The organism is Legionella tunisiensis, assembly GCF_000308315.1.
GTDB lineage: Bacteria > Pseudomonadota > Gammaproteobacteria > Legionellales > Legionellaceae > Tatlockia > Tatlockia tunisiensis.
The window spans coordinates 1-19,445 of the sequence record NZ_CALJ01000211.1; the positions used below are offsets into that span (position 1 = coordinate 1).

The following is a 19,445-nucleotide window of genomic DNA, read 5'->3' on the forward strand; positions in this document are numbered from 1 at the left end:
GCACTCAAACTACAAAATAAAATTTGTTATTTTTATCTTGACATATAGCACGTTAAACGACAAAATCACGGCCTCTTGTGGCTATGTAGCTCAGCCGGTTAGAGCGCGGCACTCATAATGCTGAGGTCGGTGGTTCGAGTCCACCCATAGCCACCACCTTCATTCATATAGACTTACCTAATTGCAAATCTATGAAAGGTGATTAGTTTGCTTGTAAACAAGATTAACTCCCTGAATAATGAGGAAACGCCCTCTTTGCGAATAAGTAGGTTGCGCTCCAATCACTCCGAAAAAACGCTATTGTATCCTTCTAAATTTAGTTATGATGACAGTATCAATTATTCTATGGTTGTTTGATGCGAAAAATTGCGTTTTACGTAGTGGTTTTATGCTATTTAACCCTTGCTCATGCCGCTGACGTCAATATTAGAAAAGTTATCTATGAAGGCAACCCAGCCTACATGCTTGATGTAGGTGCTTTTGCGCATGAAAATAACGCCCTGCAGCTCAAATTTAAACTTGCATCTTTAACAAAACAGCCTGTCAGAATTGATTTATCACCTGATAAAAAATTATACTTTGTCAAAGTTGGCCCCCTGACTGATTACGATCTTGTTCAAACCATTCAAAAGCAAATACTTGCAGAAACACCGCTGCCCCAAATTAGCCTACCTCGACAACAAATTACTCTCCTACCTGCAGCAACTCCACTGGTTGCTGAAGAAAATAAAACTGAAGAAATTAAGCCGGAAGAAAAACTGCAATCTTCATTAGCTCAACTTAATACAAAACAAAAGTTATGGAATCTTAGAAATGCAGATATTCGTGCCGTTATTGCTGAAGTATCACGCGTTACAGGTAAAAATTTTGTAATCGACCCTCGCGTACAAGGCAAAATATCCATTGTCTCTAGTACGCCGATGTCTGATAAAGAGTTATATCAGGTATTCCTGTCTATCTTGCAAGTTTCTGGATATGCAGCCATACCAAGCGGAAATGTGATAAAAATTATCCCCAATATCGATGCCAAAACTCAATCACCGGATTTATTGAGTCAAATGCGCAATCCACCGCGGGGTGATGACATGATGGTAGAAGTTATACCGGTTCATTATGTTCCAGCTGAACAACTTGTTCCCGTACTCCGTCCACTCATGCCGCAATGGAGTAGTGTATCTGCTTATGCCCCATCTAATATGCTGATTTTATCCGGACGAGCCAGCAACATTAAACAACTGTCCCATATTATCAAACAAGTAGATAGTTCCTCCTCTAACGGCATTGACATGATACCTTTACGACATGCTCTGGCTATGGATGTTGCTAGTACTTTAAAAGATATTGTGAAAACACAACCAGGCAGCGGTCATAGCCAAACCATGTTAGCAGCCGACGATCGATCCAATGCTATTTTACTCAGTGGTAGTAAAACTGAACGCATTAGACTACGTCTGTTAATTGCTAAATTAGACCGGCAGAGTCCTAATGGCACCAATAGTAATACTCAGGTCGTATACTTGCATTATTTGCGCGCCGAAGATTTAGTGCCTATTTTGGCAGGTATTGCACAGGCCAATTTTAGTGGCAATGTTGGGACTACCATTGGGACAATTACCAGGCCTGAACTTGATAGCACTAACCCTGCTTCAAATCTGGTAAATAATTCTTCGAGTGGTAGCCAAAGCAGTATGTCTTCAGCTGCCAGTTCTCAAACAACCTATGGCAGTAATCCAGCTGCAACACCCAATACAAGTGGCGCTAGTACCCAAAACGAAGGAACGACCAAACCGACTGTGCAAATTATCGCAGAACCCAATACCAACTCTATAATTATCAATGCTCCGGCAAGCCTTATTCGGATTTTAAAATCAGTTATCAGTCAATTGGATATTCGTCCCGCACAGTTATTAATTGAAGCCTTGGTTGCCGAAGTTGATGAGAGTGATATCAATAATCTAGGTATAGAATGGGGATCAGACCAGCAGACGGGTAAGCCAAGTGATTTTAGGCCAGGCTTTGCTATTATCAACTCAAAAACATCTATTGATGATTTTCAAGCGCAAATTTATGCCCTGGCGCAACAACGCAAGGCAAATATTTTATCAACGCCTTCTGTTGTCGTATTGGATAATAGGCAAGCTAAAATCCTGGTAGGTAAACAGGTTTCTATCGCCACGACCACTTATCCCAATAATGCTGGCGGAACTACCACCGCAAGCCCTTATGTAACCTTTGATCGAGTTAACGTCGCATTACATCTGTATGTCAGACCACAGATTACCCGCGGAAATGGTATTCAACTGCAAATCGATCAAGGTAACGATACCCTTGATCCAGCCAGTACGACAAATACTGATAACCCTACTTTCAAAATTTCTAGTATCGTCACGTCAGTGCATGTAGAAAGTGGCGACATTGTCGTTCTTGGAGGCTTGACCCAGGACAGTTTAGGTAAAGATGACAATCGTATTCCTATTATTGGGGATATACCTGGGCTCGGACGCCTTTTCCAACACAATATCCGGAACCGTGAAAAGCGAGTGCTGATGGTCTTCATTAAACCAATTATTCTAAAAAGTGAAAACGATGCCGTACACATCTCTGGTACAAAGTATAATAATATACGCCAATATCAATTAGATTGGTTACGTAAAGAGGACTATAATGAGACAGATGATCAAATATTGTTGCCTCCTCTTAATCAGCCAGCAATTTTGCCGCGCCCTTTTGCTCCCCTACCTAGAGAAACCGTAGTCATGGGTAATGGCCATGGAAAATAATGATAAGCCCAAACGACTACCCTATCTTTTTGCAAAAAATCAAGGTGTTATCGCCACTATAGAAGAAGAAGGTAACGTTCTGATCTATTATTTAGCCGCTCCATCCTTACAAACTCTGGCCGAAATTAAACGACTTTTAGGCGGCAAGCTTGTCCTTAAAGAAGTTAATGAATCTGAGTTTCAACAACAGCTAGCCCATATTTATCAATCACAAGGCTCTATTCTTGACGCCGCGGAAGGCATGGAAGAAGATATGGATCTCTCACTTCTGGCCGGACAATTACCTATTAGTGAAGATCTGCTTGATAATCAGGATGATGCCCCTATAATCCGTTTACTCAATGCTTTGTTTACTCAGGCTATCAAACAAAAAGCCTCTGATATTCACATTGAAACCTATGAGAATCGTGTCCTGGTACGCAATCGTATCGATGGTGTTCTACACGAAGTATTAGAAATTCAGCGTGCCATTGCCCCCCTGGTCATATCAAGAGTTAAAGTGATGGCAAAATTGGATATTGCCGAAAAGCGCATTCCACAGGACGGCCGTATTGCACTGCGTATTGGTGGTCATAATATTGATGTTCGTGTATCCACACTTCCTTCCAATCACGGTGAGCGCATTGTTTTGCGGATTTTAGACAAGCAAACTGCACAATTGGACTTAAGTCTTTTAGGGATGCCCAAAACAACCATGACTATCATGCGGCAGATGATTGCGCAGCCGCATGGCATCATCTTAGTAACTGGCCCTACCGGTTCCGGTAAAACCACCTCACTCTATGCGATGCTAACGGAGCTTAACCAGGTTAGTCGCAATATCTTAACCATTGAAGACCCAATTGAATATGATCTACCCGGTGTAGGACAAACTCAAGTGAATACTAAAGTGCAAATGACCTTTGCTAAAGGCTTACGTGCAATTTTGCGCCAAGATCCTGATGTAGTCATGATTGGAGAAATCCGTGATCTTGAAACCGCTGAAATTGCCGTTCAGGCAAGCTTAACCGGCCATTTAGTTCTGTCAACCTTACATACTAACTCGGCCTTAGGAGCTTTAACTCGATTGCATGATATGGGAGTAGAATCATTTTTGTTATCATCAAGTATTGTCGGTTTGATTGCTCAGCGCTTAGTCAGAAAGCTGTGTCAACATTGCAAAAACCCCCCACAGTCTGAGAGATGATGAGATGGAATTGATGGGCATTCAAGCTGGAACCGACACCTCAAAAGTTTGCGAACCACTGGGCTGTGAGCATTGTAATCAATTAGGCTACCGCGGTCGGACAGGTATTTATGAATTAATCACCATCGATGAGATTTTACGGGGGGATGATTCACCGGAATGAAAGTCTGCAGATTATTGATAACTACCTTCGCCCTACCACACCCACTATACGTGAGGACGGATTCAAACGAGTTCTGGCTGGTGACACGTCACTGGCAGAAATTTTACGTGTCACTAGCCAACATTAACTAAATCCTTGCTTTAAGACAAGCGAATGCCGTCTGAAGACAGATCTTGCTCTACCTGCTCTGCATTCATATAAAGGTGAAGAATAGGTGATTTATCCAATTCAGCTTTTGCCAAAGGATCCGCCAATAATTTTTCCATCGAACGCCCTGTTTTGGCTAAAAGATCGTCCAACCACAGCAGTTTTTCCTCCAATTTCTGAAAAGAACCTTGCTCATCTATCTTCAGTAAGTAGTGATAACAAATAGCCTTTGCTATTTGCCGATTTTCCAACTGAAATCCTATACGAGTTTCCATTAGGGGATTAAAAATGTCCGGTGACGTCATAACTAAATTAAGTAAAAAATCAGGTTCATTACGTAAATGCTCAGCTAATTTTGTCGTAAACTCTCTTTCTCCCCTTTCCGCAATAAGAATTTCCACCTGAGCATGACCATCAAGCTCAGAAAAATCCTTATTCGCACGCGAAGAAAGCCAGCTAATGAAATCATTAGCTGGAACTTTTAGAGAAGCTGCAAATTGAAATTGAGGCCTATAACGAGAACGGGTAACCGGGAGATCCCAGTCGATGGATGAACCCTTTTCTTCAGCTAAAGCATTCATTTTTATCTTCACGACATACAGTTCTACTCCATAATTTACGATGACTGGCAGTGCCTGTTTTACAGCTGCAACCAATTCCTGTAATGAAATTGAAGGACCATTTCTGTAGTTATCTAAAGCATTTTTAATCTTTGTACGTCAGGATTGATGTATTTCCCTGTTTTTTGTCTGAAGTTCAAACATATACGCTAATGAGTTCTCTAGTTCCCCGAGTGGATCGCTCATTATCCCTCCTATTTGGGCTTCATAATTTAAAAGTAGTTCATAAATTATGATTTACCAAATAGGAAACAACATGTTTTATTTTCCTTATTAGATCAACAATTAAATAAAAGGTATAAAATAGGTTTTAATTGTTACTTTAGACATGCCATGACATGCCACTATTAATCTCATTTTCTTCTTCAGAATTTTGTACCGTAACAACTTGCGAACGAAGTTTAAGTTCTCCATTCACTTGACTAAAAATCCCTCTTCGTAGTGTTAATGTACTTTTTAGTACTTCTCTTATTTCCTCATGACTAATTGTTGTATCGATTATGTACTGATATTGCATAAATAATGTCGTTGTGATTCTATCCAACGCTTTAAAAATTTCTTCTTTTCTTCGCGGTGAGCTCAGAATAGCCAGAAACTCCGGTTCCCACAATACGCGTTGGGTAAAGCACCTTGCAAAAAATTACTTTCGTTTCTTTGAAGGATTTCGTGCAATCTGTTTGCTCTTTCTTCAGGTACATTACCCAAATCAAGATCGAAGATAAATCTTAGTTCTTTTAAGATCGCCTGATAAGTATTATGTTCACCCAAAAAATAAGAAGAAAAACAAAACTCCGGATCAAATCTGACTACCTGCAATACATTATCGCCTTGAATGACTCCGATATTACTGATATCAAAATCTCCTAAGAAATAACTGATAATCAAAGAAGTAATTAAATCAACGATAGGTTTATTTAAACCAAAAATTTCTTTTCTTGGGCAATAAAATTGACCTTTGTGCTTATTAGATAATATCTGTATTCATCCTCTTCATCTCTAATTGTTTCTCCAACAAAGTAAATTGGCTGTGCCTTTCCCATAAGCAAAGCAAATAGTTTACCACCACAAACTGCCAGTTCAGCAGATGTCTTTAAAGAATCTGCATGCAAACCGATTCCGTTGTAATAAAATTCTCCAACCGTGGAGAGAAAAAATCTGCGTTTCGTGACTAAATCTTCCAGTTCTCGACTATCGGTAGCAATGCCAATTAATGCGAATTGTTCGCCACGAACATAGATTACTTCATTTATCCAAGACTCTTGGCTCATACTAGAATCATCTGAATATGAATCAGAGTATGTGTCTGCGTCTTCATTCATCATTGAATGATTATTATTCGTCTCTTCTAATTTGGACCCTATATTGCAATATGAAGAATATAACCTTTCCTCTTCTAAACTATTTTTTCAGAAGGGGGATTATTAAACTGATACATTTATAATTCCAAAAACAATGGACAATATGCATTAATGCGATGCACTTATTATTCAAGGTAAACAGAAAATTATATCATATCTTTCCTGCGCTGTTTTGTATACATGAAAGAGGGCTGGCAAGTCATTTCACTTGTCGCCCGGTGAGAAGATTCTAGTCAGTACGAGACAAAGGATAGTTGCATCTCTTTATGGCTAACTCGCCTGCTCAAAAAATAGTAGAGAAATGCGATCGCTACTCCCCTCGTTTTCTCCATGTCGTACCATTTGCTCCATCCTCCAATTCAATTCCTTTATTTGCCAAGATGGCTCTAATTTCGTCAGCTCGTGCCCAGTTACGTGCTGCACGTGCTTCCAATCGCTCCTTAATCAGGGTCTCAATCTGATCTTTCTCATCATCTTGCAAGCCTGCCTGTAAAAAAGATTCTGGCTCAGCTTGAAGCAAACCTAATAAAGAAGCCAAATGTTTTAACGTAGCAGCTAGAGATAGTGAATTAGTCTTATTCAGTTCGTGACTTAACTGAAACAAAACTGCCAAGGCAACCGGTGTATTAAAATCATCATTCATGGCCTGGTTAAACTGCGCAACCCATTCATTATCGATTTCATGCTGGGCACTTAGTTCAACCTCTTTTAAAGATTGATAAAGTCTTGTCAACGCTTTACGAGCATTCTGTAAATTTTCTTCGGAGTAGTTTAATGAACTGCGATAGTGGCTACTTAGTAAAAAGTAGCGAATGACTTCGGGATGATGTTGGTGTAATACATCTTCAATCGTAAAGAAATTACCCACTGATTTCGCCATCTTCTCATTATTGACCTGTAGCATACCTACATGAAGCCAATAATTAGCGAAATTTTTACCACTTGCTGCCTCACTCTGAGCAATTTCATTTTCGTGATGAGGAAATTGTAAATCTAATCCCCCACCGTGAATATCAAATTGTTCACCCAATTCATGCATTGCCATTGCTGAACATTCAATATGCCAACCGGGACGCCCTTCTCCCCATGGAGACGACCAACTTGGCTCACCAGATTTTGCTTTTTCCACAAAACGAAATCCAGAGGCGAACGTTTTTCTTTTACTACCTCAATTCGAGCACCAGCCATTAGACCGTCCAAGTCTTTGTGGGATAATTTGCCATAATCTTTGAAAGAATCCACCTGATAACAAACATCACCGTTATCACTGACATAGGCATGCTCAGTATCAATTAATCGTTGGATTAATTTAATAATCGAATCAATATGTCCTGTCGCTCGTGGTTCTATATCAGGGGGCAGAATATTTAAGGCAAATGCATCATCATGCATTGCCTTGATGTACTCACTAGTTAACTCACTAATCGATACGCCGCGCTCATTAGCACGAATGATAATCTTGTCATCAATATCAGTAATGTTGCGTACATACGTCACTACATAACCTTGAGAACGTAAGAAACGAACAATGACATCAAAACAAACCATCGAGCGAGCATGGCCTAAATGACAGCGGTCATAAACCGTAATACCACAAACATACATCCCAATTTTACCTGGTTGCATCGGTTTAAATGGTTCTTTCGTTCGTGTAAGTGAATTATAAAGATTTAACATGCCAGCCCCTTAGCTCATTTTTCCCCAAGTATCTTTAAGGCCTACGACGCGATGAAACGCACTAACCTTGTCATCATTCAATTGATTGACGCAGTAATAGCCTAAGCGCTCAAATTGAAAAACTTCTTCTAAAGGCTGTTTAGCTAACGAAGGTTCGCAAAAAGCCTGTTGTACCTGCAAAGAATCATGATTGAGAAATTGCAGAAAAATCCTCTTCTCGCGCTGGATTGGCATCATTAAATAAACGATCAAATTGATAAACAGTGACTGGATGAGCTTGTTCACAGGATACCCAATGAATAACGCCTTTTACTTTCCGATCAGCCGGATTTTTTCCCAAAGTATCTTCATCGTAGGTACAGCGCAATTCACTAATATTACCTTGCGTATCATGAATTACTTCTGTGCAGCGGATCACATAGGCATGCCTTAGACGAACCTCAGCTCCGGGAGATAAACGGAAATATTTTTTCGGAGGATCTTCCATAAAATCACTCCGTTCAATATAAATCTCTTTACTAAAAGGCAAAATACGATTTCCTGCTTGTGGATCTTGCGGGTGAAATGGTGCTTCTAATTCTTCCACCTTGCCTTCTGGGTAGTTTTCAATTACCACCTTTAATGGCTCAAGTACACAGAGAGCACGTTTTGCTGTTTTATTTAATTCATCCCGTACACACTCTTCCAGCAAAGACATATCAATGACTGAATCACTCCGTGAAATACCAATGATTTCACAGAATTGCTTAAGAGCTGCCGGCGGATAGCCTCGTTTGCGCATACCACGCAATGTGGGTAAACGCGGATCATCCCAACCAGTAACAATTTTTTTCTCAACAAGCTCTCTGAGTTTACGTTTACTAGTAACTGTATGCGATAAATTGAGTCGGGCAAATTCAGTTTGTACTGGTTTTGCCGGAACTGGCAAATTATTTATAAACCAATCATAAAGAGGCCTATGATCCTGAAACTCCAACGTACATAAAGAATGAGTTATTTTTTCCAAAGCATCTGACAATGGATGAGCATAGTCATACATGGGATAGATGCACCAGTCATTCCCTGTACGCTGATGGTAAGCATGTCTTATCCGGTAAAGAACCGGATCCCTCATGTTGACATTACCTGCCTGCATATCGATACGTGCACGCAATACATGCGCCCCGTCGGCAAACTCACCCGCCTTCATTCTTGCAAACAAATCAAGGTTTTCAGCAATGGAGCGATTGCGGTAAGGACTTTCACGGCCAGGCTCTTGTAAAGTACCACGGTAAGCGCGAATTTCTTCCATGCTCAAACTATCGACATAAGCCTTACCCTGTTTAATTAGATCAACCGCGTAATCATACAATTGTTGATAATAGTCAGAAGAGTGGGTCATATCACACCATTTAAACCCTAACCACTTCACATCATCGATAATTGCATTAACAAACTCTTCTTCTTCCTTGATAGGATTCGTATCATCAAAACGTAAATAACATCGCCCCGCAAACTCTTCAGCCAAACCAAAATTCAAACAAATTGATTTAGCATGTCCAATATGTAAATAGCCATTAGGCTCTGGCGGAAAACGAGTTATAACATCTTGATGCTTACCACTGGCTAGCTCTTCTGAAATCAATTGTCTAATAAAATGAGGTCTTTTTTCACTATTTTCGTTCATAATCATCTTACTCGTTGTTATCCATCGCACGCCGCATCGCATTTATCAAAGAAGCGCCCGCAGCAGGCACATTATCGTTTGACTTATAGGCATTCAATAGTTGACTGATCAAAGCTGCTCCAACAACAACGCCGTCAGCAAATTGAGCAACTCCTGCTGCCATTGCAGCAGTTTTGATGCCAAATCCTACCATTAAGGGGAGATTGGTTTGTGACTTGCGTTGCTGATATTGCTCCCGAACAGACTGTAAATCAAAATTACTTGAACCTGTAACCCCTTTTAATGAAACATAATAAAGATAACCACTACCATAACGATTAATCATTTCCATGCGCTCATTTGAAGTAGTTGGCGAACATAAATAAATATTGTGTAAACCCTGCTCCAGCCAAAGTGGGGCAATTAAAGCGCTTTCTTCTGGTGGTAAATCAACCAGAATTGTCCCATCAACACCGACTTGCTTGGCCCGCTGGGCAAACTGCTCATAACCATATTGTTCTACAGGGTTAACATAACCCATCAATACGATTGGCGTCTGTTTATCCTGTTCGCGGAATTTTTCGATCATGGCTAATACATCGTCACAACTAATATCATAGCTCAAGGCACGTTCCATAGCAGCTTGAATAACAGGGCCTTCAGCCATAGGATCAGAAAAAGGAATACCTATTTCAAGTACATTAGCACCTGCTTTTACTAATTCATGCATTAAAGGCACCGTCAGATCAGGGTGTGGATCACCTGCTGTAATATACGGGCTTAACATTTTTTACCACTAGCCCGCAATTGCTCTAATGTTATATCAATTCGATTCATAGATTACCTTTAATTTTTATCCTGACTTACTACACTGATAAACCATCAATACTGGCGACTGTATGCATATCTTTATCACCACGACCAGACAAATTAACAATAATACACTGTTGCGCTGACATCGTTTTTGCGAGCTTCATGGCATAAGCTACTGCATGACTAGACTCTAAAGCAGGGATGATACCTTCTATTCTGGTTAGTGTGCGGAAAGCATCCAGAGCTTCATCATCATTAATTGCAACATATTCTACCCGTCCACTATCTTTTAGATAGGCATGCTCTGGCCCTACGCCGGGATAATCAAGTCCAGCGGATATTGAATAAGTGTCTTTTATTTGACCGTGTTCGTCACAAAGCAAATAGGTTCGATTGCCATGCAAAACACCGGGTTTTCCAGCAATTAGAGAAGCAGCATGTTCTCCTGTTTCAATACCTTTTCCACCCGCTTCTACTCCATAAATAGCGACAGATTCATCGTTTAGAAAAGGATAAAACAATCCCATAGCATTAGAGCCTCCGCCAACACAGGCAACAAGAGCATTAGGCAATTGCCCTGTTTTTTCTAAAATTTGCGCTCTTGCTTCTTCACCGATTATTGCTTGGAAATCTCTTACCATCTGCGGGTAAGGATGAGGACCTGCTACCGTACCGATAATATAGAACGTATCATCTATATTAGAGACCCAATCACGCATCGCTTCATTAAGAGCGTCTTTTAACGTTTTTGAGCCGGCAGTTACTGGCACAACCTCGGCTCCCAACAATTTCATTCTATAGACGTTACTTGCCTGGCGTTTAATATCCTCTGAGCCCATATAAACAACGCATTTCAGACCAAGTTTAGCAGCCACGGTTGCAGATGCCACCCCGTGCTGACCTGCACCAGTTTCGGCAATAATCCGGGTTTTCCCCATACGTTTGGCAAGCAAAGCTTGCCCAACTGTATTGTTAATCTTATGTGCGCCTGTGTGATTTAAATCTTCACGCTTTAGATAGATTTTTGCGCCTCCCATTTTTAAACTTAAGCGCTCAGCATAATAAAGCGGTGTCGGACGCCCTACATAATCCCGTAATTCAGATCTTAATTCCGCTAAAAATTTTGCATCTTGTCGATAATGTTCATAAGCTTTTTGTAATTGCTCCAATGCATGCACTAATGTATCAGCTACAAACATTCCACCATAAGGCCCAAAATGACCACGATTGTCTGGAAGCTCTTTTTCAATCATTTTTTACCCCATAATGCATTAACAAATTGGCTCATTTTATCGCGATCCTTGACCCCCGCTGATATCTCAACTCCACTGCAAACATCAACTGCATAAGGTGAATGCAAGTTTACAGCTTGCACAACGTTAGTTGGATTGAGGCCACCCGCTAAAATCATTGGCTTCTGTAGATTTTTCGGAATTAACTTCCAATCAAATACTTCTCCAGTACCACCATGTTGTAGCGATGGTGTATCTAAAAGAATAGCAGCCGCATTCTTATGCTGGGCAACCCAATGCTCAATGGCCTGTGTAGATGTTGCCTGGATAGCCTTAATATACGGTTTTTGAATTGACTACAAAATTCCGGAGATTCTTCACCATGAAATTGTAACCATTGAATCGGTAAGTCGCTGATAATCTCATCAACTTGCGCCGAGGTAGGATTTACTAATACTGCAACAACATCTACGAAAACCGGGCTCTTAGCTAACAATTTTTTTGCTTGCGTCATTGAAATACAGCGGGCACTTTTAGAATAAAAATTAAACCAATGGCATCAACGCCCAAAGCAATAGCCTGTGCTATATCCCGCTCCTGAGTCATTCCACAGATTTTAATTCTCACCCTATCCTGAATCAATTAACGCTCCCACAAAAACAAAGGTCCAGGATTTCCTTCGATTACCCCGAATTCTTTGGGGTAACTAACTGCAACCAGATATAACCCATAAGGTGGTGCCGTTTCAGCACCAAGACGCCGATCTTTTGCCTGTAGGACTTCGTTTACCCAAGGAATTGGTCTTTTTCCTGAACCAACAGCAATTAAAACACCCGCTATATTCCTCACCATATGGTGCAAAAAGGCATTTGCAGTAATATCAATCATTACCAAATCACCATTACGCTGTACCTGTAAATGATGAACATTACGCATTGGTGTCTTGGATTGACATTCTACAGAGCGGAAAGAAGTATAATCATTTTCGCCAATCAAGTGTTGACCAGCGTCCTGCATCGCTCGGTGATCAAGTTGACGATACTGCCAAGTCACACTACTGCGCATAAGCGCTGGTCGAATCGGTGAATTATAAATAATGTACCGATACCGTCGTGATAGCGCAGAATAACGAGCATGAAAATCCTCGGGCATTTCTCGTCCCCATTTCACACACACATCTTTGGGGAGAAAAGAATTTGCACCATGAATCCAAGAGCGGATAGTTCTCTCTTTTTCACAATCAAAATGAATAATCTGGTTGGTAGCATGCACACCAGTATCAGTTCTACCCGCACAGACAATACCGATTTCTTGATCGGCCACCTTAGCTAAAGCCTGTTCTAATACCAATTGCACCGTGCGCAGGCCTGTTTGCGCTTGCCAGCCATGATACTGGCTACCATCGTATTCAACCCCTAAGGCAATACGCATTCGCTTTTCCCGCTGAAAAACGGCCAATGTATAACACCGGAACACATTTGTCTAGGGTATGTGTAAGTCTTAGAGCTCGTTAGATTAATTCTACTAAAAATGAACACTGGCGGTCATTTTCTGTGCAGCAATGCTCATCAATAACAGTCATTGTCCTATTATTAACAAACTCTCATCAAGCTGGGATCATTGCATAAGAGGTCTTGCTATTTCATAATGCCATTCAAACTTATTCTTATTGCATAATATGACCGCATCTCTATTAGACGGCAAATTAGTTGCTGCACAATATAAAAGGGAAATTAAAGCGCTTGTACAGGCCAGGCAAACAAAGGGATTGCGTGCCCCTGGACTAGCGGTAGTTCTAGTAGGAGATGACCCGGCTTCTGGTATTTATGTTGCCAATAAGCGTAAGGCTTGCTTGGAAGTAGGTATCAATTCTTATGCCTATGATTTGCCAGAAAACACTACTGAAACTGCATTGCTTAATTTAATTGAAGAATTAAATCAATCTCCCGAAGTAGATGGCATTTTAGTACAATTACCTTTACCAGAAGGAATCGATAGCAACAAAATTATAGAGTGTATTAATCCCGCAAAAGATGTCGATGGCTTCCATCCCTATAATGTTGGTCGTCTTGCCCAACGCAATCCACTGCTGAGGCCTTGTACGCCCTATGGCATTATTAATTTACTGAAGTTTTACCGAATTCCTCTTTCCGGCAAACATACCGTTGTCATTGGTGCATCCAACATCGTAGGCCGTCCAATGGCCATGGAATTTCTCTTGGCTGGTGCTACTGTAACTATTTGTCATCGTTTTACCCAACATTTGGAACAGTACGTAAAAATAGCAGATTTAATAGTGGTTGCCGCAGGTGTTCTTGATGTTATAAACGTGGATTGGTTGAATGCCCAACAAGTAATTATCGATGTGGGTATTCATCGCTTAGCTGATAACACAATCCGTGGCGATGTGGATTTTAAACGCGCTAAAGACAAAGTCGCCTGGATAACACCCGTTCCTGGCGGAGTAGGTCCTATGACAATTACTACCTTATTACAAAATACCGTTAATGCAGCTAATCAACTCAATCATATAAGCTAGACTTATGATTGAGGGTTTTAGCTGAGTAATCAACGTTCGATATCATCCCAATCGAAATCTGAATCCCATTCTTCTTCAAGCTCTTCTCTTAACCGTTTGCGTTCCAGTTTTTCCTCCAGCATTTTACGCACTCGCTTTTTATGACTTAATTGATCTACGTCTTCTTCATCATAAGAATATTCTGTAAAAGAGTAATTCTCATCATCATATTCTCTTGGCAAACTCATAACAGCCTCCATTTTGGCCTCTTGTCACCCTAAGTATAGTGCAAAATAGTTAGAGTAATTTTTACCAATAAAGACTTAGATTATAAAATCGAAAACTGGCAATATTAAGATAAATTGCTTTTTGGAAATTCAATGAAATCAGCAAAATTACAACCAGGCAAGCCAAATCTCTTAAATGCTGTATTACCCTTGTACTGAGTGATATTTTTGGCTTTGTTGGTTATAGTTTAATGATTACTGTATTCACACCAATGCCTTGGCTTGTTTCGCTGCTATCCCATGTATTTAGTTGATGAACTTCATGTGCAATTGGGGCAGCTTTCACAATTTATAGCTTGGATTACGGTCCCAATCATCTTGAGCAATCTCTGGCTAACCGTTTTTTGTCCCAACGTTATAGGACCAAAAATATCACTATTGTTTCTGCTGCATTCACCGGTTTTTTCATGATCATTATTGCCAATACTATCAACGCGCTATGGGTAATTCTCTTTTTAACCTCCCTGGCTTTAGCTATTTGCCTTCCAGCTGGTGCAACCTTGTTATCAGTATCAACAGCAAATAATGAACAAGGCAAAGCAATAGGAAACAACCAATCTCTACAGGTATCAGCTGAATCGTTATCAGGTGTTTTGGGCAGTTTACTCGCAGCGATTATGATTAAATTATCCTGATATTGCTGGCAGTTATTGCCTTTTTAGGTGCATACTATTGTTTTTTAACAGAAGCATTAGGCGAGTAACGTATGGATACAATAATAATGATTCATTGCTCGTTATAGTCAAAGCTAAAATAGCTAGCGCTGAAAAAGTCATCAAGGATTGGATTAGCGATCGCATAAAGCTATACTTCAGCATCTTCTTTTATTTAAGTTTCCTTTATGCTGAGTTATCAACATGGGTATCATGCCGGCAATTTTGCTGATGTCGTCAAACATTTAACCTTAACTCGTCTTATCAATTATATGATTGGTAAGGAAAAACCGATTTTTTATTTGGAAACCCATTCGGGACGAGGGATGTATGATTTACATGACAACCAGGCTGCTAAAACAGGTGAGTATCTTCAGGGTATTCATTTAGTATGGGAGCATAAAAAACAATTATCCTCCCTATTCACTCCCTATTTACAAGCTATTGACAAGATTAATCAACTTAATACATTACGCTTCTATCCTGGCTCACCATGTCTTGCTATTGAGCTTTTACGTCCCCAAGATAGATTATTTTGTTGCGAATTGCATCCTCGAGAATTCGAGTATTTAGAATCCTTACCCCATTATGGCAAACGGGTATTTTTCAGCCATGAAGATGGGGTAGCAAGTCTTCATGCCTTACTTCCACCCGTAGAACGCCGTGGCTTAATTTTTATTGATCCTTCTTATGAGGTTAAAACAGATTATAAGCAAATACCTCAGCTCCTAAAATCGGCTTATCGTCGTTTTCTACCGGTGTCTTTTGCCTTTGGTATCCCATCGTAGACAAACGACTACACGAACAGTTATTGCGAGGATTAAAAGCAATCGAAGCAAGCTGTTCATTGCATCTTGAGTTTTACTTAACAAATGCTATGCAATCAGGTATGACAGGTTGCGGTTTATGGATTATTAATCCTCCTTACGTTCTCGCTGAAGAAATGAAAGTTATCCTGCAGCAATTACGTGAATTTTTTAATCCGGGTGTTTCTTCGTTTAGCATTGAAAGTTGAGTTATTTACTCTAGACTAAACATAGAGTGAAAAGGAGTTTGCAATGACAATCCTACCTATTCCAGCTTTTAACGATAATTATATCTGGCTGCTAGTGAATGAAGAAGAGAAAACAGCCATTTGTGTCGATCCTGGTGACGCTAAACCAGTCTTAACATTCCTAACACAAGAAGAACTTAAACTGAAGGCTATTTTATTAACTCATCATCACTATGATCATACCGATGGCGTGAGCGAGCTTATCAATAGCTATCCTGGAATCGCCATCTATGGTCCTAAAGACCCTCGCATACCGCAAGTGAATCATATCCTGCAAGACGGTGATGTTTTGACTCTCCCTCCCTATCATTTCCAAGTCTTAAATACTCCCGGCCATACAGCGACCCATATCAGTCTATACGAACCAGAATATGGTTGGTTATTTTGCGGTGATACACTATTTTCTGCTGGTTGTGGTCGTGTATTTGACGGGACTATAGAAGATTTATTTGCTTCACTGCAAAAACTCAAAGCCTTACCAGATACAACGCAGATTTATTGTGCTCACGAATATACACGCCGTAATCTTCATTTTGCAGCAACTGTAGAACCAGACAACTTAGCTATTCGCCAACATGCACATCGGTTAATGGCAAAAGAAAATCAACGTTCTTTACCTTCCAATATTGCTCTCGAAAAAGAAATCAACCCTTTTTTCCGTACTCACCTGCAGAGTATGCAAAATTATATGGCGCTTAAAGGCAATAAAAATACCGATTCTTTGTCAGTATTTAAACAATTAAGAGCCGATAAAGACAACTTTTCTTAACAATTAGAGTTAATTTAAACCTTTTAGTTTTATGTCAGAACAAAAAGGGTTTCTTGCTGGAATTTTATTTAGTACACTGTCCAGCCATTAATTCATAATAGGCTGTCACATTGAAGTTTAGACCAATGAAGTTTAGACCAATTAATCTTTTTAGGTGTTTCTTTTTACTAACCAGTGCTTATCTGTTTTCTAATACTGTTTATGCGGCACCCAATGTCTGGGATGTATTGCGCAATCAATTCGCCTTAAACCATGAAGTATCGCAACCTGAAGTGCAAACACAATTACGTTGGCTGGTTTCACATCCAAGCTATCTGCAAAAACTGGCTCAGTCAGAACCTTATATCTATCATATTGTTACTGAAATTAAAAAAAGAAGAATGCCTGGTGAAATTGCCTTATTACCCATGATTGAGAGTGCTTACGATCCATTTGCCTACTCAGGGGCTGGAGCTGCAGGCCTCTGGCAATTAATGCCAGGTACAGGGAATAATCTCGGTCTTAAACAGGACTGGTGGTTTGATGGTCGCCGTAGTATTCGTCCTTCAACCGATGCAGCTCTCAATTACCTAACCTATCTCAATAAATACTTTAACGGTAATTGGATACTTGCTATTGCAGCCTACGATTCTGGTGAAGGAACCGTTTCCCGTGCTATCAAAAACAGTCGTCAATACTCGCGAAACATTAGCTTCTGGACTTTACCCGTTCCACAAGAAACGAAAGCCTATGTACCTCGCTTGCTTGCCCTCGCTGAGATCATTAAATACCCACAGCGTTACCGCGTAACACTGCCTGACATTCCTCATGTTCCCTATTTTGAAGAAGTGAATATCGGGAGCCAAATTGATCTGAATCATGCAGCGAAACTCGCAGGTATTTCTTACAAAGATTTAATTAAGTTAAATCCTGGATTTAATCGTTGGACAACAGCACCTTATAAGCCTTTCAAACTTCTTATTCCAGCCGATAAAGTAGCTCATTTTAATCGTAATCTAGCCAATGTTCCGGAGGAAAGCGAGTCAGCTGGACGCGACATCAAGTGCGCTCAGGTGATACTTTAGGTTCTATTGCTCGTCGATATTTCACTACTGTCAAATTAATTCGAGAACTTAATCAGCTAAAATCAGATAAATTAAAATTGGGGCAATCTGTGTTAATACCCAGTACAAAGAACACAACGGTTGCTGCAGCGAAAAAGCCTGTGGCCACAACCACTGACCAACCAGCAACGGCACAAAGCTATAAAGTTCTCCATATTGTTCAAGCAAGCGATACCTACCAATCATTAGAGAAAAATATAATGTTTCAGCAGCTAATATTCGGCTTTGGAACCATATTAAAGGGAAACAACCATTAAAAACTGGCTCACAATTAACAATATGGAAAACTACAGTAAAATATGGTGTTTACATTGTTAAAGCAGGCGATAATTTGAGTAGTATTGCGAAACGTAACAACACCACAGTTGCAGTCTTAACCAGATTAAATCCTTCGATCAACAAAAAACTACTACGCCCCGGGCAAAAACTGGTAATTGGCTGATTTTTCAATTACGAAAAAAGAATAAGCATGTTTAATAGAATAAACATGTTTAATAGCCTGGATAATTCACTTTATCTTTATCCAGTTTATTAAACCTAGGCAAGTGTAGATTAGCACCAGAGCTAAACCTGCCTCTAAAGCAAGTTAATTATAAATAAATACAACTACATTACAGTTGCATGAGAGTTACAAATCCTGTGTTATACTTATTGAAATGTTGGAAATTAACAAAAAACCATGAAATTACTCTTTGATTTTTTCCCGATTTTGATTTTTTTATTAGTTATAAATTATTCGGAATTTATAATGCTACTGCTATCGCGATGGGGGCAGCACTCATTCAGGTTGCTTTTTATCGACTGAAACATCAGCGTTATGAAAAAATGCACCTAATCAGTTTAGCACTTATTTTTGTTTTAGGTGGTGCAACTTTATTTTTCCATAATCCATGGTTTATAAAATGGAAGCCAACTGGCATTTATTGGCTAACCTCCTTAGTGTTTTTGGGCACCTCCTTTATTGGCAGCAAACCGCTTATTCAAAAAATGATGGATGGAAATATTAGCTTACCGCAAAAAATCTGGTATCGTTTAAATTATGCATGGGCTGTATTTTTATTGTAATGGGTGGCTTAAATCTTTATGTTGCCTACTTTTATAGCACAGATATTTGGGTTAACTTTAAACTATTCGGTGGCGCAGGATTCACTCTTATTTTTGTTTTTTGCAAGCAATTTACTTGACCAGGCATTTAATAGAACAACAACCCTCAGGCGATTCCCATTAAGGGCATGCCTTAACATTAGGAGCGGCAATGAGATTGCTACTTGTTGAAGACGATGAATTACTTGGGGATGCGGTTAAAGCCGGCTTAACTCAATTTGGCTATATTGTAGATTGGTTAAAGATGGAGAAGCTGCTCGCGCTGCTGTCAATCTGAATCCTTTGAGTTAATTATTTTGGATCTGGGCTTACCCAGACTGTCTGGACTCGCTTTCT

General features: G+C 40.0%; 11 protein-coding genes, 1 tRNA gene and 9 pseudogenes. 10 read left to right on the forward strand and 11 right to left on the reverse strand.

Annotated elements, in window-relative coordinates:
• Positions 1 to 79: 79 nt before the first annotated feature.
• The 3 genes and pseudogenes from BN58_RS12500 (at position 80) to lspE (ending at position 4,256) form a co-directional block, all read left to right on the forward strand.
• Positions 80 to 156: transfer RNA gene (locus BN58_RS12500), tRNA-Met, on the forward strand.
• Between the two features lie 200 nt (positions 157 to 356).
• Positions 357 to 2,780, forward strand: a complete 2,424-nt coding sequence (lspD, locus tag BN58_RS12505) for a GspD family T2SS secretin variant LspD (protein ID WP_019217128.1) — start codon at positions 357 to 359, stop codon at positions 2,778 to 2,780.
• A pseudogene (gene lspE, locus BN58_RS24990) lies at positions 2,770 to 4,256 on the forward strand (GspE family T2SS ATPase variant LspE). The gene lspD and the pseudogene lspE overlap by 11 nt, the downstream one beginning before the upstream one ends.
• Before the next feature lie 13 nt (positions 4,257 to 4,269).
• On the opposite strand, the gene BN58_RS12515 reads toward lspE, so the two are convergent.
• The 10 genes and pseudogenes from BN58_RS12515 to truA form a co-directional block, all read right to left on the reverse strand.
• Positions 4,270 to 4,932 carry a hypothetical protein gene (locus BN58_RS12515; protein WP_019217129.1) on the reverse strand — a complete coding sequence of 221 codons (663 nt, stop codon included), beginning with the start codon at positions 4,930 to 4,932 and terminating at the stop codon, positions 4,270 to 4,272.
• Between the two features lie 286 nt (positions 4,933 to 5,218).
• Positions 5,219 to 5,506, reverse strand: coding sequence for a hypothetical protein (locus BN58_RS12520; RefSeq protein WP_019217130.1), 288 nt, complete (start codon positions 5,504 to 5,506; stop codon positions 5,219 to 5,221).
• Entirely contained in the window at positions 5,476 to 5,781 is a 306-nt protein-coding gene (locus tag BN58_RS12525; RefSeq protein ID WP_019217131.1) for a hypothetical protein, read from the reverse strand. Before BN58_RS12525 ends, BN58_RS12520 begins: the two co-directional genes overlap by 31 nt.
• Positions 5,782 to 5,810: 29 nt before the next feature.
• Positions 5,811 to 6,218 carry a hypothetical protein gene (locus BN58_RS12530; RefSeq protein ID WP_019217132.1) on the reverse strand — a complete coding sequence of 136 codons (408 nt, stop codon included), beginning with the start codon at positions 6,216 to 6,218 and terminating at the stop codon, positions 5,811 to 5,813.
• A gap of 346 nt (positions 6,219 to 6,564) precedes the next feature.
• Positions 6,565 to 7,931, reverse strand: a pseudogene (gene cysS / locus BN58_RS24995) (cysteine--tRNA ligase).
• 9 nt (positions 7,932 to 7,940) lie between these two features.
• A pseudogene (locus BN58_RS25000) lies at positions 7,941 to 9,597 on the reverse strand (glutamine--tRNA ligase/YqeY domain fusion protein).
• A gap of 7 nt (positions 9,598 to 9,604) precedes the next feature.
• Positions 9,605 to 10,413 (reverse strand): annotated as a pseudogene (gene trpA / locus BN58_RS25005) (tryptophan synthase subunit alpha).
• A 29-nt stretch (positions 10,414 to 10,442) separates the two neighbouring features.
• The gene (trpB, locus tag BN58_RS12550; protein WP_019217135.1) at positions 10,443 to 11,642 is read right to left on the reverse strand and encodes a tryptophan synthase subunit beta; all 1,200 of its coding nucleotides are present in this window, start codon (positions 11,640 to 11,642) and stop codon (positions 10,443 to 10,445) included.
• Positions 11,639 to 12,263: pseudogene (locus BN58_RS28600) on the reverse strand (phosphoribosylanthranilate isomerase). Before BN58_RS28600 ends, trpB begins: the two are co-directional and overlap by 4 nt.
• Positions 12,264 to 13,052 carry a tRNA pseudouridine(38-40) synthase TruA gene (gene truA / locus BN58_RS12570; RefSeq protein WP_019217138.1) on the reverse strand — a complete coding sequence of 263 codons (789 nt, stop codon included), beginning with the start codon at positions 13,050 to 13,052 and terminating at the stop codon, positions 12,264 to 12,266.
• A gap of 247 nt (positions 13,053 to 13,299) precedes the next feature.
• On the opposite strand from truA, the gene folD reads away from it, so the two are divergent.
• Positions 13,300 to 14,160, forward strand: coding sequence for a bifunctional methylenetetrahydrofolate dehydrogenase/methenyltetrahydrofolate cyclohydrolase FolD (gene folD, locus BN58_RS12575; protein WP_019217139.1), 861 nt, complete (start codon positions 13,300 to 13,302; stop codon positions 14,158 to 14,160).
• A 29-nt stretch (positions 14,161 to 14,189) separates the two neighbouring features.
• Here the strand turns inward: folD and BN58_RS12580 are convergent, their stop codons facing one another.
• A complete protein-coding gene (locus BN58_RS12580; protein WP_232220586.1) occupies positions 14,190 to 14,399 on the reverse strand; it encodes a hypothetical protein in 210 nt (69 codons plus the stop codon).
• A 323-nt stretch (positions 14,400 to 14,722) separates the two neighbouring features.
• On the opposite strand from BN58_RS12580, the gene BN58_RS12585 reads away from it, so the two are divergent.
• From BN58_RS12585 to BN58_RS29930, 6 genes and pseudogenes are all read left to right on the forward strand, one after another.
• Positions 14,723 to 15,061 carry an MFS transporter gene (locus BN58_RS12585; RefSeq protein WP_019217141.1) on the forward strand — a complete coding sequence of 113 codons (339 nt, stop codon included), beginning with the start codon at positions 14,723 to 14,725 and terminating at the stop codon, positions 15,059 to 15,061.
• 206 nt (positions 15,062 to 15,267) lie between these two features.
• A pseudogene (locus tag BN58_RS25015) lies at positions 15,268 to 16,094 on the forward strand (23S rRNA (adenine(2030)-N(6))-methyltransferase RlmJ).
• A 43-nt stretch (positions 16,095 to 16,137) separates the two neighbouring features.
• Positions 16,138 to 16,902, forward strand: a complete 765-nt coding sequence (gene gloB / locus BN58_RS12595) for a hydroxyacylglutathione hydrolase (protein WP_019217143.1) — start codon at positions 16,138 to 16,140, stop codon at positions 16,900 to 16,902.
• A 125-nt stretch (positions 16,903 to 17,027) separates the two neighbouring features.
• A pseudogene (locus BN58_RS37055) lies at positions 17,028 to 18,447 on the forward strand (LysM peptidoglycan-binding domain-containing protein).
• A gap of 299 nt (positions 18,448 to 18,746) precedes the next feature.
• A pseudogene (locus BN58_RS25025) lies at positions 18,747 to 19,189 on the forward strand (inner membrane-spanning protein YciB).
• Positions 19,190 to 19,260: 71 nt separating this feature from the next.
• Positions 19,261 to 19,445: pseudogene (locus BN58_RS29930) on the forward strand (response regulator); the annotation flags it as partial.

Coding starts and splice junctions, on each gene's coding strand:
- lspD (WP_019217128.1), top strand. CDS start 357: ATGCGAAAAATTGCGTTTTACGTAGTGGTTTTATGCTATTTAACCCTT.
- BN58_RS12580 (WP_232220586.1), bottom strand. CDS start 14,399: ATGGAGGCTGTTATGAGTTTGCCAAGAGAATATGATGATGAGAATTAC.
- trpB (WP_019217135.1), bottom strand. CDS start 11,642: ATGATTGAAAAAGAGCTTCCAGACAATCGTGGTCATTTTGGGCCTTAT.
- gloB (WP_019217143.1), top strand. CDS start 16,138: ATGACAATCCTACCTATTCCAGCTTTTAACGATAATTATATCTGGCTG.
- folD (WP_019217139.1), top strand. CDS start 13,300: ATGACCGCATCTCTATTAGACGGCAAATTAGTTGCTGCACAATATAAA.
- truA (WP_019217138.1), bottom strand. CDS start 13,052: ATGCGTATTGCCTTAGGGGTTGAATACGATGGTAGCCAGTATCATGGC.
- BN58_RS12530 (WP_019217132.1), bottom strand. CDS start 6,218: ATGATGAATGAAGACGCAGACACATACTCTGATTCATATTCAGATGAT.